General features: G+C 62.6%; 13 protein-coding genes and 1 tRNA gene. 8 read left to right on the forward strand and 6 right to left on the reverse strand.

Annotated elements, in window-relative coordinates:
• Both ABSG20_RS11490 and ABSG20_RS11495 read right to left on the reverse strand, forming a co-directional pair.
• A partial coding sequence (locus ABSG20_RS11490) for an aromatic ring-hydroxylating oxygenase subunit alpha (RefSeq protein ID WP_423864624.1) occupies positions 1-890 on the reverse strand: 890 nt, incomplete at its 3' end.
• Between the two features lie 35 nt (positions 891-925).
• Positions 926-2,140 carry an NAD(P)/FAD-dependent oxidoreductase gene (locus tag ABSG20_RS11495; protein ID WP_423864625.1) on the reverse strand — a complete coding sequence of 405 codons (1,215 nt, stop codon included), beginning with the start codon at positions 2,138-2,140 and terminating at the stop codon, positions 926-928.
• A gap of 167 nt (positions 2,141-2,307) precedes the next feature.
• Between ABSG20_RS11495 and ABSG20_RS11500 the strand changes: the two genes are divergently transcribed.
• From ABSG20_RS11500 to ABSG20_RS11525, 6 genes are all read left to right on the forward strand, one after another.
• Positions 2,308-3,300: an amidohydrolase family protein gene (locus ABSG20_RS11500; protein ID WP_423864626.1), complete on the forward strand. Its 993-nt coding sequence runs from the start codon at positions 2,308-2,310 to the stop codon at positions 3,298-3,300.
• Between the two features lie 47 nt (positions 3,301-3,347).
• The gene (locus ABSG20_RS11505) at positions 3,348-3,827 is read left to right on the forward strand and encodes a hypothetical protein (RefSeq protein ID WP_423864627.1); all 480 of its coding nucleotides are present in this window, start codon (positions 3,348-3,350) and stop codon (positions 3,825-3,827) included.
• 48 nt (positions 3,828-3,875) lie between these two features.
• Positions 3,876-7,379: an indolepyruvate ferredoxin oxidoreductase family protein gene (locus tag ABSG20_RS11510; RefSeq protein WP_423864628.1), complete on the forward strand. Its 3,504-nt coding sequence runs from the start codon at positions 3,876-3,878 to the stop codon at positions 7,377-7,379.
• A 166-nt stretch (positions 7,380-7,545) separates the two neighbouring features.
• Complete coding sequence (locus ABSG20_RS11515; RefSeq protein WP_423864629.1) at positions 7,546-9,207, forward strand: long-chain fatty acid--CoA ligase; 1,662 nt, start codon at positions 7,546-7,548, stop codon at positions 9,205-9,207.
• A 22-nt stretch (positions 9,208-9,229) separates the two neighbouring features.
• Positions 9,230-10,453 carry an ABC transporter substrate-binding protein gene (locus ABSG20_RS11520; protein ID WP_423864630.1) on the forward strand — a complete coding sequence of 408 codons (1,224 nt, stop codon included), beginning with the start codon at positions 9,230-9,232 and terminating at the stop codon, positions 10,451-10,453.
• Between the two features lie 58 nt (positions 10,454-10,511).
• The gene (locus ABSG20_RS11525) at positions 10,512-11,672 is read left to right on the forward strand and encodes an acyl-CoA dehydrogenase family protein (RefSeq protein WP_423864631.1); all 1,161 of its coding nucleotides are present in this window, start codon (positions 10,512-10,514) and stop codon (positions 11,670-11,672) included.
• 135 nt (positions 11,673-11,807) lie between these two features.
• Here the strand turns inward: ABSG20_RS11525 and msrA are convergent, their stop codons facing one another.
• Positions 11,808-12,347, reverse strand: a complete 540-nt coding sequence (gene msrA / locus ABSG20_RS11530) for a peptide-methionine (S)-S-oxide reductase MsrA (protein WP_423864632.1) — start codon at positions 12,345-12,347, stop codon at positions 11,808-11,810.
• Positions 12,348-12,657: 310 nt separating this feature from the next.
• Positions 12,658-12,743: transfer RNA gene (locus ABSG20_RS11535), tRNA-Tyr, on the reverse strand.
• Positions 12,744-12,942: 199 nt separating this feature from the next.
• Between ABSG20_RS11535 and ABSG20_RS11540 the strand changes: the two genes are divergently transcribed.
• Entirely contained in the window at positions 12,943-13,770 is an 828-nt protein-coding gene (locus ABSG20_RS11540; RefSeq protein ID WP_423864633.1) for a TrmH family RNA methyltransferase, read from the forward strand.
• A 109-nt stretch (positions 13,771-13,879) separates the two neighbouring features.
• On the opposite strand, the gene ABSG20_RS11545 is transcribed toward ABSG20_RS11540, so the two are convergent.
• Entirely contained in the window at positions 13,880-14,356 is a 477-nt protein-coding gene (locus ABSG20_RS11545; protein ID WP_423864634.1) for a hypothetical protein, read from the reverse strand.
• A 51-nt stretch (positions 14,357-14,407) separates the two neighbouring features.
• Positions 14,408-14,890: a hypothetical protein gene (locus tag ABSG20_RS11550; RefSeq protein WP_423864635.1), complete on the reverse strand. Its 483-nt coding sequence runs from the start codon at positions 14,888-14,890 to the stop codon at positions 14,408-14,410.
• A 264-nt stretch (positions 14,891-15,154) separates the two neighbouring features.
• Here ABSG20_RS11550 and ABSG20_RS11555 point away from each other — a divergent pair, with 264 nt between their 5' ends.
• Positions 15,155-16,831, forward strand: coding sequence for a methyl-accepting chemotaxis protein (locus ABSG20_RS11555; RefSeq protein WP_423864636.1), 1,677 nt, complete (start codon positions 15,155-15,157; stop codon positions 16,829-16,831).
• Positions 16,832-17,162 lie beyond the last annotated feature (331 nt).

Consider the following 17,162-nt stretch of genomic DNA (forward strand, 5'->3'; position numbering starts at 1 on the left):
AGGTTGCGGTTGAAGGTAGCGATCCGGTCGGCCCGCTCTTTTCCATAGCGTTTTACCAGACCGTCATGAAGCCGGGCAAGCTCGCGCTTGCCGTCCTCGCCCCATGATGGAATCCACTGCGCGACAGGGCGGCCCCAGGGTGCCCTGTATTCGAGGACGGCGTGCCCTTTGCCGAGATCGCGCGCCGAGCCCTCGAAGGCAACCTGGGCGAGACCGCCCGTTGTCGCCTTGAGGTAGTCCAAGTAGGTGGCGTGGGTCGTCAGCGCGTGATAACCATCAATGCTGTTTTCGGTGAGCAGTTTCCAGTTCGCACGCATCGAATATTCCTGGGTGCCGCCGACGATCGTCATTCCGGTTTCCGCCTGGTCGCAAATCATATCGAGATATTCCTTCACGGGCCCAAGATAGTCCGAGAGGCTTTCGACGTTCCTGTCGAAGCAGATGAAATTGAACTCACGGTAGCTTTCAAGGCGCGGAACCTGCTGCATGTTCGAGGTACTGCGCTCCTTGAAATCCGCGGCGTAAGAGGCCTCCCCGGGCTGGCTGCGCAGCGTGCCATCCAATCCGAAGACCCAGCCGTGATAGAAACACTGGAAGGATTTTGCGCTGCCATGCTTCTCGCGGCACACCTGCGCCCCGCGATGCGGGCAGGTATTCAGCATCGCCTTGAGATTTCCCTTGCCGTCGCGGGCAAACAAAATACCCCGGCCGCCAACCTGCCGGGTGACAAAATTCCCGGGCTTGGCGAGCTCGGAACTATGGCCGAGATAGAGCCAGCATTTGTCGAAGATCTGCGCGCGTTCGGCATCCAGGATCGCGGGATCGACAAAGGCCTGACGGGAGACTTTGAAGATTTTCCTCGATTCATCGATCAGAAGCGCTGTCTTCATCGGCCCAATCGCATTCATTGCCGTGCCTCCGTTGATCAATTGATTATCAATGCCTTGCGCAGATCGTACGCGGTCGATTCGATGTCGGATCGGTTCAGCCTCGATTGCCTGGCGACCAGACGCCGGAACATCGCCATGTCCTTGGCGGCATTGATCGAGATCGCGCCTACGATTTCGCCGCCGCGCATCGCCGCCACCGAAAATCGGTCGCTGCCGGCGTCGCCGCGTACGATGTGGTCGGCGTTGAGCATGTCGCCAACCACCTGGATATTGAGATCGTATTGATCGGACCAGAACCACGGCGGATCGCCGTATTCGCGGCCGGTCCCGATCATGTTGCCGGCCACGCAGATCGCCTGATTCTGCGCGTTGGCCCAGGTCTCGACCCGGATCGCCCGATCGTGGCATTTGCTCCATTGCAGCGACACGTCGCCGGCGCTGAAGACATTGGGAGCCGCGGTGCGTCCGAAGCCGTCGACCTCGATACCGGCATCGGCCGACAGACCGAGGTCGCGCGCGACCGCGCTGCTCGGATCGACGCCGATTCCGACCAGGATGATATCCGCCTTGAGCGCGGTGCCATCGGTCAGGCGCACGCCGTCTGCCGTCCCTTCCACAACCGTAACACCAAATGCGAACCGAACCCCGTGGCTGCGGTGCCTGGCTTCGACCACCTCGCTGACGAGGCCGGGAAATGCCCGGGCCAGCAAGCGCTGCTGGCTCTCGACCACCGTCACGTCGCAACCGTGTTTCGCCGCGGCGCAGGCGGCCTCGAGCCCGATGACACCGCCGCCGACAATGACAACGCGGGCCTGGCGATGAAATGACTGCCGCAATTGCATCGCGTCTTCGATGTTGCGCAGGTAGTGAACGCGCGCACCCGTTCCACCGAGCGTGTTGATTCGCCTTGGCTGGGTGCCGGTGGCGAGCAGAAGCCGGTCGTAATCGAATATCCTGCCGTCGCCGGTTGCAACGGTCTGCCGCCCGGCATCGCATGCGACGACGGCAGCGCCGGTGATCATGGTGACGTCGAGCACGTCGCTCCAATCGCGCGCCGGCTTGAGGTAGGAGACGGGCGTGTCCAGCGTTGCCAGCAACTCCTTCGACAGTTGGGGACGCTCATAGGGCGGATGGTTCTCCTCACCGATCACCGTGATCGCGCCGCGGAAGCCGGCCGAGCGCAATGCTTCTGCAGCCCGCCCGCCTGCCTGGCCCGCGCCAGCGATCACTATTTTCCCGATTGTCGGCACCGGCGCTTCCAACTCCCGCAGCGGCTGATATCTTCCCTTTGGCCGATCGCAGGAAGCTGCCTGGCTTATTCTTCGATTGCGCGGACTTTAAAAACAGTCCAACCTGCTTGTAAAGTAATAATGTCGATCCACGCGGTTATCGCAGTGCATCACAAGGGGAGAAAACGGTGGCCAAGGCGATCGACGTCCATACCCACTTCGTTCCCGATACGATGCCGCCGGCCAGGGAACGCACGCCACTGTGGCCGTCGATCGAGCACCGCGAGGGGAACAAGGCTGCGGTGATGGTAGGCGGAAAGGTCTTTCGCCTGATCGATTCCCGAAGCTGGGATGCCGACCGCCGGCTGCAGGACATGCTGGAGGACGACATCGACCTCCAGGTTGTCTCGCCGATGCCTGAGCTGCTTTCGCACTGGTTTCCGGCCGGTGATGCTGACGCGTTGTCTGATCATGTCAACCGCGGCATCGCGAAACTGTGCGCGGAGCATCCGCGGAACTTCATCGGCATCGGCATGGCGCCGGTGCAGGATCCGGCGCTGGCGGCGCGACGGCTCGCCGGCATCAAGGCGCTCGGGCTGCGCGGCATCGAAATCGGCACGCATGTCAATGGCGTCGCGCTGGGCGACCCACGCATGCACGAGCTCTATGCCGCCGCTGAGGAAGCCGATCTCGCGATCATGATTCATCCCTTGCATCCGGCGGGCATGGAACGGATGGCCGGCCGCCCGGAACTCGCGGCGGTCGCGGCGTTTCCACTTGAGACCGCGCTCGCGGCGGTTTCGCTGCTGACGCATGGGATCACCGAGCGATTTCCCAGATTGAGAATATTGCTGAGTCACGGCGGTGGCGCGCTAGCGTGGATTCTTCCGCGCCTGAAGCACGCGCATGCGATGGGACCTCCGCTGCAGGAGCTGTTTGCGCGCGATCCCGGCGAAATGGCGCGGGCATTCTATTATGACTCCATCCTCTATGACCGTCCCGGCCTGCGTTTTCTCGCCGACGCCGTCGGTGGCGATCACATTGTCGTCGGCTCGGACTATCCTTTTACCATCAAGCAGGACCGGCCGGCGCAATTCGCCGAACAGGCGCTAGGATTCAGCCGGGAGAGGTTTTCGGCAAATGCCGCACGCTTCCTCAATCGGGCGCCTTTGGCGTTGTAGAGCGCGGGAAGCGGCCGGACCAAAAGCGGGGCCACAGGGAGAGCATATTGGGCGTTTGCTATTCGTATCGACAGTTCTGCTCGCTCGGGCCGTTACCACCCCGGACGCCGGCGCGACCCGACCCGCAGGTGCCCCGCGACTACAAGCTGGGCCCGTGTGTGCATGGCAAGATCGGTTCGTTCTACTTCTACGAGAAAGGCTCCGACAATGACGCCGCGTTCGGCTTTTTCGACGTCGAACTGTCCGTGCAGAGCATTTCGACCGGCAAAATCCGCGTCGAGCTCTATTGCGTTGCCGACGGCTATCAGACGTCGCGCGGCATTGGCGCCTTGCATCCGATCAGGCTTTCGATCGTGGCGGGTGGCAAGACCGTGGCATCGGCCGAGTGGCCTTTCGCCGACGTGATTTGCGGCCATGCCGATCCGATGAATTTCTCCACCGATATTGACATCGGCGACACATCGTTTTCACTGATCGATCAGATCGACCTCGTTGGGGTCGATGGCCTGTCGGCGCCTTGCCGTTAGGCCGCCAAACTCCCCAACCGTCGGGTTCCGCCGACGATCCTGCCCGCCATGACGATCCAACGGAGCCTTGAGATGACGCTGATGCAGGTCGAGTTGGACGACAAATACCGGCTCGACGCCAAGCGAATCTACCTTTCCGGAATCCAGGCGCTGGTGCGGCTGCCAATGTTGCAGCGCGAGCGCGACCGGCTGCAGGGTCTTAACACCGCCGGGTTTATCTCCGGCTACCGCGGCTCGCCGCTCGGCATGTACGACAACGCCCTGTGGCGCGCAAAGTCGTTCCTGCAATCGCAAGATATCGCCTTCGTTCCCGGCCTGAACGAAGACCTCGCGGCAACCGCGGTGTGGGGCAGCCAGCAGGTTGGACTGTTTCCGGGCGCCAAGGTCGATGGCGTGTTCGGCCTTTGGTATGGCAAGGGACCGGGCGTGGATCGCTCGGTCGACGCGCTCAAGCATGCCAATTCGGCCGGTACGTCGCGACATGGCGGCGTGCTGGCACTGGCCGGTGATGATCACGGCTGCCAATCATCGACGCTGGCGCATCAGAGCGAACAGGTCTTTGCCGCCGCCTTGATGCCGATCCTCAATCCGGCGACGCTGCAGGATTATCTGGATCTCGGACTGTACGGTTTCGCGCTGTCGCGCTTCTCGGGCTGCTGGGTCGGCTTCAAGGCGATCTCGGAAACGGTGGAAAGCTCCGCATCCATCTACAGCGATCCGGAACGCATGCAGGTCGTGCTGCCGTCCGACTTCGAGATGCCGCCGGGCGGCCTTGGCATCCGCTGGCCCGATCCGCCGCTCGAACAGGAGCGGCGGCTGCACGGTCCGAAACTCGCCGCTGTCGCCGCCTTCGCGCGCGCCAACCGGCTCGATCGCGTGGTTCTCGACAGCGAGCCGGCACGGCTCGGCATCGTGGCCACCGGGAAGGCCTATCTGGATTTGCGACAGGCGCTGGCGGACCTCGGTATTGGTGAACGGGACGCAAACGGGCTGGGCCTGCGCATCTACAAGGTGGCGATGACCTGGCCGCTCGAAGAGAGCGGCGCGCGCGGCTTTGCCGAGGGGCTGCAGGATGTCCTGGTGGTCGAGGAAAAGCGCGGGTTCATCGAAGACCAGCTGGTACGCATTCTCTACAATATGGATGCCGCCAAGCGTCCCTCCGTAGTCGGCAAACGCGACGAGCGCGGCGCGACCCTGTTGCCAAGCGAGGGCGAACTGACGCCGACCATGGTCGCCGCGGCCGTGGTCGCCCGGCTGCGCCGGCTTGGTCACCACAGCCCGGTGCTGGAGCAAAGGCTGGCGCGGCTCGAGGCGTTCGAACATCCGGCAACGGCGCCAGCGCCGATGGCGCTGCAGCGAACACCGTATTTCTGTTCCGGCTGCCCGCACAATACCTCAACCAAAGTACCCGAGGGCAGTCGCGCGATGGCCGGCATCGGCTGTCACGGCATGGCGCTGTCGATTCCGAGCCGGCGCACCGCGACGATCTCGCACATGGGCGCCGAGGGCGTGAGCTGGATCGGTCAGGCGCCCTTCACCAGCGAAGCCCACATCTTTCAGAACCTCGGCGACGGCACCTACACCCATTCCGGATTGCTCGCGCTGCGAGCAGCAGCCGCCGCCGGCGTCAACATCACCTACAAGATTCTCTACAACGACGCGGTCGCCATGACCGGCGGACAACCTGCCGAGGGCGGCTTGACCGTCTCGCAGATTGCCCACCAGGTCTGGGCCGAAGGCGCCAAGCGCGTCGCTGTGGTCTCCGACGATCCCGGCAAATACCCGGCCAGGAACTATTTCCCCGAAGGCGCGACCGTCCACCATCGCCGCGAACTCGACCGCATCCAGCGCGAGTTGCGAAAGGTCAGCGGTCTGTCGGTTCTGATCTACGATCAGACCTGCGCCGCCGAGAAACGCCGCCGCCGCAAGCGCGGGCTATATCCGGATCCGCCGAAGCGCGTTTTCATCAACGATCTCGTTTGCGAAGGCTGCGGCGACTGTTCGCAGACCTCGAACTGCGTCTCGGTCCAGCCGCTGGAGACCGAATTCGGCCGCAAGCGCCAGATCGACCAGTCGAACTGCAACAAGGACTATTCCTGCGTCGAGGGCTTCTGCCCGAGTTTCGTCACCGTTCATGGCGGCACGCTAAAGAAGGCGGAGACCTCCTCGATCGATTCCGGCCAGTTGTTCGCCGATCTGCCGTTGCCGACCAAGCGCCAGCTCGATGCGCCCTTCAACATCCTCGTCACTGGCATCGGCGGCACCGGTGTCATCACGATCGGCGCCCTGCTCGGCATGGCCGCCCACCTCGACGGCCGCGGCTGCTCGGCGCTGGACTTCACCGGCCTTGCGCAGAAAAACGGCGCGGTCATGAGCCACGTCCGGATCGCGCCGACGCCGGAAGACATCACCACCGTCCGCATCGCCTCCGGCGGTGCCGACCTCGTTCTCGGCTGCGATATCGTGGTTTCCGCCAATCCGACGGCGCTCAGCCGTGTCGAACGCGGCGTGACCCGGGCCCTCGTCAATGCCGATCTGCAGCCCACTGCCAGTTTCGTGATGAATCCCGACATCGACTTCGAAATGAATGCGATGCAGCAGGCGCTCCGCGACGCCATCGGCGACGGTAATCTCGAGATCATCGACGCCACCGGCATCGCTTCGGCCCTGATGGGCGACAGCATCGCGACCAATGCCTTGATGCTCGGCATGGCATTCCAGAACGGGTTCATTCCACTTTCGCTCGAAGCCATCATGCGAGCCATCGAAATCAACGGCGCCGCGATCGAGATGAACAAGCAGGCCTTCTCCTGGGGCCGGCTCGCCGCCCACGACCTGGCGCGGGTCCGCAGCGTCATCCAGTTCCACACGAGGGCCCTGACCCCAAAAACCCGGCCGCTCGATGGATCGATCGCCTACCGGGCCAAATTTCTGATCGACTATCAGAACCAGTCCTGGGCCAACCTCTATCTCGCAACAATTGCCGGGGTGAAGAGCGCCGAGGCGCTGGCATCGCCGGGTTCGACCGAGCTCACCGACGCGGTGGCCAAGAACCTGTTCAAGCTGATGGCTTACAAGGACGAATATGAGGTGGCGCGGCTTTATGCCGATGACAGCTTTGCCAAAAAGCTCGGCGAAAAGTTCGAAGGCGACGTCCGCCTCAAATTCCACCTTGCTGCGCCGCTGCTGGCGCGCCGCGACAAGGTCACCGGTCATCTGCAGAAGACGGAGTATGGCGGCTGGATGATCCATGCCTTCCGGCTGCTGGCGCGGCTCAAATTCCTGCGCGGCACCGCTTTCGATCCCTTCGGCTACACGGCCGAACGGAAAACCGAACGCAAACTGATCGACGATTACCGAACGATGATCGAGGAGCGCGTCGCAACCCTCAAATCCGGACAGATTCCGGTGCTTGTCAAACTGGCGCGGCTTCCGGAAGCGATCCGCGGTTATGGCCACATCAAGCAAGCGAGCATCGTCAAATCGTTGGCCGAGAAAGCCCGGCTGGAGGCTGAGCTCGACGACAGCCGCTTCGCGGTCGCAGCCGAATGATGGTCAATGAAAACGGCCGGCATCATTATGCCGGACGGGGCCGAACATAAAACCGGCTGGACTGCTTGTAAGTTTCTTTCGCAACTGTTAGCGTTTTTTTCGATGCGCGCGAGAGACCCGCCAAGGGGCAGGCGCATCGGAAACCCGAGGGAGGGAGGCAGCCATCGTGCTCGGCTTGATGATGGACACTCCGTTGCTGACGACGGATATTCTCCGCTACGCCGCAACGGCGCACGGCCAAACGCAGATCGTTTCGCGTAACCTCGACGGCAGTATCCATCGTTATTGCTACTCCGCCGCACTCGAGCGATGCCTGCGCCTGTCAGCCGCGCTGAAATCCCTTGGGCTATCAAAGGGCGATCGCGTCGGATCGCTGGCCTGGAATACCCATCACCATTTCGAGTTGTTCTACGGGGTCAGCGGTCAAGGGCTGGTACTTCATACCATCAATCCGCGGCTGTTCGAGGAGACGCTTGTCAAGATCATTGATCATGCCGAGGACCAGTGGATCTGCATCGACGCCGCAACACTGACACTGGCTCAGTCACTTGCGCCGCATCTGACATCAGTCAAGGGCTGGCTGTTCATGGATCCGGACGATGGGTTGCCGGAGACATCGCTCGCCAACGTCATCTCCTATGAAGGCCTGCTGAAGTCGCAGCGTGCCGATCATGAGTGGCCCACCTTCGATGAACGCTCGGCGAGCGTCCTCTGTTACACGTCCGGCACCACGGGGGATCCGAAGGGGGTGGTCTATTCCCATCGATCGATCGTGCTCGCGTCACTGTTCATGAGCATGGCGGACACCGTCGGTGTGTTCCGACCCGGCCACCGTGAGGCGGCCATGCCGATCGCTCCGTTGTTTCACGCCAACGGCTGGATGATGCCGTTTACCGCCCCCATGAACGGGCAGAAGCTCGTGCTGCCCGGGCGTAACTTCGAACCCGAAAGACTTTGTGAGCTGATCCGGCAGGAAAACGTCACGGTTGCCGCCGCCGTGCCGACGGTGTGGTTCGGCATCGTGAATTATCTGGCCTCGGCGGGGCTGGAGCTGCCGTCGCTGCGCGCCGCGATGGTCGCGGGGACAAAGGCACCCCGCCCTCTGATCGAGGACCTCGAGCGTCGCGGCATTTCGGTCGGTCAGGTCTGGGGCATGACCGAAGCCCCCGGCGGCGTGCGTGGCACACCGGCGCCGGGCGTGGCCGAGCTGCCGCCGGACCAGCAGTTTTTGCACAAGATGCGGCAGGGCCGGATGGGATTCGGCACCGAGCTTCGCATCGTGGACGACGACGGAACCGCGCTGCCGCATGACGGCCTGAGTGTCGGTCACCTGCAGGCGCGAGGACCCATCGTCGCCGCAGGCTATTACAGGCTGGAATCCTCGACCGCGAGCGGATGGCTGTCGACCGGCGACGTCGCGCGGCTGCACAGCGACGGCACCATCGAGATCGTCGATCGTTCGAAGGACGTCATCAAATCCGGCGGGGAATGGATCTCGAGCCAAGCGATCGAAGCCGCCGCGGTCGAGCACCCGGCTGTTCTCCATGCTGCGGTGATCGCCATCGCGCATCCCAGGTGGCAAGAGCGGCCGCTTCTGGTCGCAGTATTAAAACCGGGCGCCGTTGTTACGGAACAGGAAATGCTTGATCACCTCTCGCCTCTGATTCCGAAATGGTGGATGCCTGACAAACTGGTCTTCGTTGACTCGCTGCCCATGACGGCGAGCGGCAAGGTACGCAAAACCGAGCTGCGAAAGACCTTCGCCGGGGACGCTGATTCGTTTGTCGTGCAAAGCGATCCAGAACTCGGAAACCAACGGCGCGCTTAGCCGGACAGACAAGGGGAAATCGATGTTCGGAAGACCGGTTGGATGGATCTGCGCCGTATTATTGGCCGGTTTGAGCACCGCCGGGGCCGCTGAGAAGAAATATGGTCCAGGCGTAACCGATACCGAAATAAAACTCGGTCAGACCGTTCCCTACAGCGGTCCGGCGTCGGCGTTTTCGAGCTACGGCCGGTTGATGGCCGGCTATTTCGAGATGATCAACGCCTCGGGCGGGATCAACGGCCGCAGGATCACGCTGATCTCGCTCGACAACGCCTTCAGTCCTCCGAGGGCCCTGGAACAAACCCGTAAACTGGTCGAGGACACAGGTGTGCTCGCCGACGTCGGTACCGTGGGCACCACGCCGAACGTCGCGATCCAGAAATACCTCAACCAGGCCAAGGTGCCGCACATCTTCATCTCCGCCGGCGGACGCAGGTTCGCCGATCCGCAGAATTTCCCCTGGAGCGTTCCGATGTATCCGGGCTTCGAGATGGAGGGCAGGACATTCGGGCGATATATTCTCAGGAACAAGCCCGAGGCCAAAATCGGCGTGCTCTATCAGAACGACGATTACGGAAAGGACTTTCTGGTCGGGCTCAAGGCCGCGCTCGGAGATGGCAACGCCAAAATCGTGGCCGAGGCGGCCTACGAATTGACCGAGCCGACCATCGATTCCCAGATCGTGCGGCTGAAGGATTCCGGCGCCGACGTGCTTTTGGATTTCTCGACGCCGAAATTTACCGCACAGGCACTGCGCAAGGTGAAGGAATTGAACTGGAGCCCGCTACAGTTTCTCGCCAGCCCCACCAATTCGGTTCAAACGGTGCTGAAGCCGGCCGGTTTCGAAAATGCGCAAGGGATTATGACAACCCAGTTCACCAAGCAGGCCGGCGATCCAGCCTGGGCCAACGATCCCGAGGTCAGGGAATATGTCGAGTTCGTCAAGAAATGGGTGCCGAATGACGATCCCGGCGATTTCGTTGCGCTGTCCGGATACATCATCGCGCAGGGTATCGCCCAGGCCATCAAGCAGTGCGGGGACGATCTCACACGGGAAAATCTTCTGAAACAGGCGACCACCATGAAGGGACAGCACTTCAAGATGATGCTGCCGGGAATTCAGCTCAACACCTCGCCCGGCGATTATGCGCCCTATCAATCGCTTCGCATGGCGAGGTTTGAGGGATCTTCCTGGCAGTTGATCGACGATGCCAGTTCCGGCCAGCCCCCGGGACAGCAGAAGTAACCGAGAACGCGCGCGCGACCATGCCCGCCTCCAGCGGGCGAACCAACAGGTGGAGAAGATGCACCTAAGTCAGGACCAACACGATTTCCGCGATACGCTAAAACGCTTCATCGCCAGAGAAGTGGAGCCGATCGCCGATGCCGTCGATCGCGAAGACAGATTTCCCGCCGAGCTGGTCCCGAAGTTCGGCGACATGGGTTTGCTTCAGCTTCGCCTTCCGGAAGAATATGGCGGGCCAGGCGCCAACCTGACCACGATCTGCATCGCCGCCGAAGAGCTGGCCAAGGTATCGGAGACCATCGCGCTGATTTCCGGACAAAACGGAATCGGCCTGATCGTCCCCCTGCTGCATTTCGGCAATGAGGAGCAGCGCCGGCGCTTCTTCCCCGAAGTCGCCAAGGGCCGCACCCTGACTGCCGTGGCCATCACCGAACCGCAGTCCGGTTCCGACGTCGGCAGCATGAAGACGTCGGCCACGCGCGACGGCAACGGCGGCTACATTCTCAACGGCCAGAAATGCTACATCACCTTCGCGCCGGTCGCCGATTACATCACGGTGTTCGCCAAGACCGGCAGCGATGGCGATGGCACCCACAACATCAGCGCGTTCATTGTCGATACCAAGACGCCGGGCTTTACGGTCGGCAAGGCCGAGCGCAAGCTCGGATTGAACGGATTGCCGAACGCCCCGATTTATTTCGACAATCTCAGGGTGCCCTTGGAAAACCGCATCGGAGAGGAAGGCGAGGGCTTCAAGATCTGCATGCGGATCCTGGATCTCAACCGTCCGACCATCGGCGCGGTATCGGTCGGCCTCGCGCAGGGCGCGCTCGACGCCGCCGTGAAATATGCCAAGGAGCGGCGGCAATTCGGCAAATCGATTTCGGAATTCCAGGGGCTGCAATTTATGCTGGCGGACATGGCGATGCAGGTGGAGGCGGCGCGGTGCCTGGTCTACGAATGCGCCCGCGTCGCCGACGAGGGCTTTCCATCCGAGGCGAGCTTCCGGGAATTTTCCGCCAAGGCATCGATGGCAAAGTGCTTCGCCAGCGACATGGCCATGAAGGTCACCACCGACGCGGTGCAGATCTTCGGCGGCGCCGGCTACATGAAGGATTTTCCGGTCGAGCGCTTCATGCGCGACGCCAAGATCAACCAGATCTTCGAAGGTACCAACCAGATTCACCGCCTGATCGTGGCGCGGCAGTTGCTGTCGTGAGCCCATGGCTTACGCCGATCGGGCCGCGCCTTGCGCGGACCCGTTAAGCTCCAATCCGCCTAGGTACGGGCTGTCACGGCACTGAGCTTCGCTTTACCGGCGGCAAGCATTGCCGCCAGAAGCTGGCGCCTGTGCTCATGCCGCGGTAGCTCCGCGCGTGCCGGTCTTCTCCGCCCGGTGCGGCAGTGTCCAGTCCGGCCGGATGAAATGACAGGTATAGCCGTCGGGGTATTTCTCCAGATAATCCTGATGTTCGGGCTCGGCCTCCCAGAACGGGCCGGCCGGCGTCACCTCGGTGACAACCTTGCCCGGCCAAAGGCCGGACGCATCGACATCGGCGATGGTGTCTTCCGCGACCCGCTTCTGCTCGTCGTTGGTGGTGAAGATCGCCGAGCGGTAGCTCGCACCGCGGTCATTGCCCTGGCGGTTGCGCGTCGAGGGATCGTGGATCTGGAAAAAGAATTCCAGCAGCTTTCGATAGCTGATCACCTTGGGGTCGAAGATGATCTCGATGGCCTCGGCATGATTGCCGTGATTGCGATAGGTCGCGTTCGGCACCTCGCCGCCGGTGTAGCCCACCCGCGTTGAAATCACGCCGGGATAGCGGCGAATGAGATCCTGCACACCCCAGAAGCAGCCACCGGCAAGCACGGCTCGTTCCGTCAAAGCTGTCATATCCATCTCCCCTCAGCTTCCCTTGCGGGCGCTGTTTTTCGCACGTTTCGGTCAAAGCAAGCTGTAATGTGGCCCCGCGACGCGGAAATGCAAATACCTCGGCCGGTTCACGATGCGTAGAGCGGGCTTTCGGAAGTTCGTAAGGTGGATTGCGCCCTCATCGGGCCGCGCGTTGCGCGGATCCTGTGGGCTTCAATCCTACAGCCGCAGAGGGCCTCGCGTGAATTGCCGAGCCGCAGCTCGCGTGTACAGCCCGCCTTCGCCCGATGGGCTTCGGCGCGGCAGCCTTGCTCGCTTCGCGAGCGAAGGCTGGTGGGGGAAGAAGGACTCGAACCTTCGAAGTCATAAGACGGCTGATTTACAGTCAGCTCCCTTTGCCACTCGGGACACTCCCCCATCTAACAGCATCGCAAACCCGCCCACCTGGGATGGCGGCAACAGGCCATGGATGACATTAATACCGCGAGCCGATGGCGCTCCCGGTCGGGCGCGTTTATGGGGGAAAGGCCCCGGCAAAGTCAACCAAGGCCGGGCCGCCAAAAGGCTGCAAGGGGCCCAAATTGCCATAATCCGGAACCCGTGACACAAGCTCGCCATGGGCGATCGCGATCGAAAGCCAAAGTTCCGGCGCGGCGGCGGCAAGCCGCCCGAACGTCACGGCGAATCCGGCCGCAGGACGTCCTTTCGCGGAGGCGAGGCCGGCCCTGACGGTCCGGTCATCCTCTATGGCTGGCATACGGTGGCGGCGGCGCTGGCCAACCCGGAGCGGCAGATTCGCAAGCTGTGGCTGACGGAAAATGCCGCCCGGCGCCTCGCCGACGAAAACATCGCCACCCGCGTTACGCCCGACATCGTCCGCCCGAGCCTGATCGACCAGCGGCTCGGCCCGGACGCCGTGCATCAGGGCCTGTTGGCGGAGGCCGATGCCCTGCCCTCGCCCGACATCGGGGCGCTGGCGCAAGAGGGCATCGTGCTGGTGCTCGACCAGATCACCGATCCGCATAATGTCGGCGCGATCCTGCGCTCGGCCGCGGCCTTCGCGGTCAAGGCCATCGTCACCACGGCCCGCCATTCGCCGGAGGCGACCGGGGTTTTGGCGAAATCGGCTTCCGGCGCGCTGGAGCTGGTGCCGCTGGTCACGGTGCAGAACCTCGCCCGCGCGCTGACCGAATTGAACGATCAGGGTTTCATGACGGTCGGGCTCGACAGCCAGGGCAGCGAGAATCTCGGCGCGGTGGCCTTGCGGCAGCCCTTGGCGCTGGTGCTCGGCGCCGAGGGCAAGGGCTTGCGGCAATTGACCCGCGAAACCTGCAGCCTGGTGGCGCGGCTCGACCTGCCCGGCGAAATCAAGAGCCTCAACGTGTCCAACGCCGCCGTGCTGGCGCTCTATATCGGCGCCAGCAGGCTCGGCCTGATGGCTTGAGCGAAGTTGTTGAAGTGACGCATGAGGGGCGGCAAACCGGACGCCGCTTGCCGCAATCAAACCAAACGCCCGCCCGCGGGATGCGAACGGGCGCTCAAAAAAGCGGCGATCAGTAATAGCGGCGCAGCACGCGCTCGTGATAGCCGTAGTAGTGGCCCGCATGCCTGCGCCAGGGACGGAAATACCGGTGCGGGCGGTAGCCGTAGACCACGGGGCCATAGTGATGGCTGATGGCGTCGGCATAGCGGCCGCGCTCATAGCCATAATAATGGGGGCGGTGGCGATAGGGGTGCCAGCCGGATACCGCGCCTTCCCGATAGGTCGGGTACGGCGCGTAGTCGCCGGGGCCGGTATAGGTCGGGCCCTGGTTGACGTAATAGTACTGCTGCATCGGATCGGGCAGCCGCTCATGAGCCCAGCAGCCGCCGTCGCAAGCCGAATAGACCGGCGGCGCGCACGGGCTGACATAGGCCTCCTGTCCGCAAGGCGAGCACGCCCCCTGGTAGCCACCGCAGGCCAGCGCAGGCGCGGCGCCCGCGGTCAGCACAGCAATCGTCGCAAACACTCCCTTAATCGTTTGACGCATTACTCTCTCCTGTCCTCTCTCCTGTGAACTTTTTTCTTTTGGGCGCGGGTCTTAGTTGGGAACATTGCCCGATTTTCGCGGCCGGAACTCGTGCGGTGGCATGCTTGCGCCACCGTGTTGCGGCGCTGCTATCACGGGCGGCGGATAAAATGGCACCTCGGGCTGCGGCGGCTGCGGGGCGGCGGATTGAGACGTCCAGGATTGATGATAGCTCTCCGCCGGCTGCGGCAGCTTGCGGTCGGCGGGCGGCTCGATCTCCAGGCGCCCGTAGCCCGGCTGCAGACCCGCGCTCGGGTAGTAGTGGCCGACATGCGGCACTGGATCGATGAGGCGGCCGCCATAGACCGTGGGTTGGACACGCTGGCCCTTGGCGAGGCCCCAGTCGCCTTCGACGACCGTATAGGAGGCATCGACGCCGTTGATGATGATGGGCACGCCGGGACGGCCGGGAATGACGATCACAGGTCCGATGTCGGAGGCCAGCACCGGCCAGGTCGTTCCCAACAGAAAGGCCAGTGCTATCGCAACGCGCATGATTTCGGATCCCGTTTCTCCGCACACTCTAGCCGAATGCCCGCTCCGATGGGTTAAAGCCAGAGATTAAACTCTGGGTATGCCTAACAGCGCCGTAGGCATCCTCTGTTAATGCAGGCGATTTACAGAGCTGTTCGCGATGGAACGCATAGCCTTGTGGCGCCAGAACCAGATCCGATCCCCGTATTATTGCGGTCCCGGTTGCGCCTGGTCCGTTAACCCTATGGGTTGCATACCCTCAGGCATGTGGTCAGCGGAGCTGCGATGATGCGGATTTCAATCAAGCGGGCCATTATTCTGTTCCTCTCGACGATGTGTCTGTTCCTGATCGGGGTTGTCGGGAAGCAATATTTTGCCTTGAAGGATCTTTCGCAGATCCAGGATTCGGGCGCCGCAGCTGCTGCAGAGGCGATTTCATACACCAGGGCCTCCTCGCTCGGCGCCGAGATCTATCAAGTCATTGCCGATGCCATCATCAACAGACAACTTGACGAGACCGCCAAGGAATGGTCGGAAGCGAAGGCGGCGGCGTTGACGTCCATCAACGACGTGGCGTCTCATGTCAAAGACCCGAAGGAGGCCGACCTCGTCAAGGAGGCCACCGAGAGCTTCTCGCGCATCGTCGCAATATTCGAGCAGGAAATGCTGCCCGAACTGAAGAAATCGGCCGGGCTGACGCCCGCGATCGAGGCGATGGACGGCAAGCTCGACGAGCACTTGCGTGTGGTCGCCAGAGATTTTCTCGCATTGAAAGCCGCGCGAATCGCAACTGCCACACAGGGCGACCAGGAGTTCGATGCCGCGATCCAGGCCACGATGAAGACAGTTGTTGGCATACTCCTGATCAGCCTGGTCTTCGCGGGCGCAAGTGCGGTCTACCTCGTGCGGAAAATCACGATCCCGTTGACCCGGTTGAACGGCGCCATGACCGAGATGGTCGCGGGCGATTTTGCAGTTGCCGTTCCTGGCGTCGGACGCGGCGACGAATTGGGCGAAATGGCCCGCACCGTCGAAATATTCAAGAAAAACGGTCTCGAAGTCGAACGTCTGAAGACCGAACAGCAGGCCGGCGAACTGCGCGCCACGCAGCAGCGCAAGGCGGCGATGACGAAGCTCGCCGACGATTTCGAAGGTGCGGTCGGCAAGATCGTCAACGCGGTATCGGCGGCCTCCTCGGAGCTCGAATCTTCCGCCACCACCCTGACGGCGACCGCGGCCCGCGCGCAACAACTGACCACCAAGGTCGCGGCGGCTTCTGAGGCAGCTTCCGCCAACGTGCAGTCGGTGGCGTCGGCGTCCGAGCAGATGAGCTCTTCCGTCAACGAGATCAGCCGGCAGGTGCAGGACTCTGCCCGCATCGCAGCGGCTGCCGTCCAGCAGGCACGCAACACCAATGACCGGGTCGGCGAGTTGGCCAAGGCCGCAGACCGCATCGGCGATGTCGTCGAACTGATCAACACCATCGCCGGCCAGACCAATCTGCTGGCGCTCAATGCCACCATCGAAGCCGCGCGCGCCGGGGACGCCGGTCGTGGTTTTGCTGTCGTGGCCTCGGAGGTCAAGGCGCTGGCCGAGCAGACCGCGAAGGCGACCGGCGAAATCAGTGCGCAGATCAGCGGCATCCAGTCGGCCACCGGCCTTTCGGTGGCCGCGATCAAGGAGATTGGCGATACCATAGCCAAGATATCCGAAATTGCCGCAACCATCGCCACCACCGTCGAACAACAAGGCGCCGCCACGCAGGAAATATCGCGCAACGTGCAGCAAGCCTCGCTTGGTACCACCGAGGTCTCCGCCAACCTCACCGACGTGCAGCGCGGCGCCAATGAAACCGGCAGCGCCTCGTCGCAGGTGCTGTCCGCGGCGCGGTCGCTGTCGGGCGAAAGCGACCGGCTGAAGCAGGAGGTCGGCAGGTTTCTGAACTCGGTGCGCGCGGCGTAGATCCAACGACGCGGCTTGGACATCCAACGAACGATTTTCGTAGCGCATGGACGGGCGCCTCGGGCGGCGGCACCTACGATTGCTTCGATGGAGGGGTGTTCGTACGACGGCGACAGGCCCATTGCTACCGGAGAGATCGGCATTAGGCTTGACCCATACCCGCATGCCCTGCCCGGCATGGAAGCTGATGCCGGAGAGCGCGTTGACGCGGCCCGGCAGGTTGCAATAGACAAGCGCACCCACACGATTGGGTAGTGAAAGCGGCAGCAAACGGCGATATCAGAGAACGCCTATCATAAATAAGCAAGGTTAATCAATATCTTAGCCGGTT

The sequence above is a fragment of the Bradyrhizobium sp. genome (assembly GCF_049512235.1).
Lineage (GTDB): Bacteria > Pseudomonadota > Alphaproteobacteria > Rhizobiales > Xanthobacteraceae > Bradyrhizobium.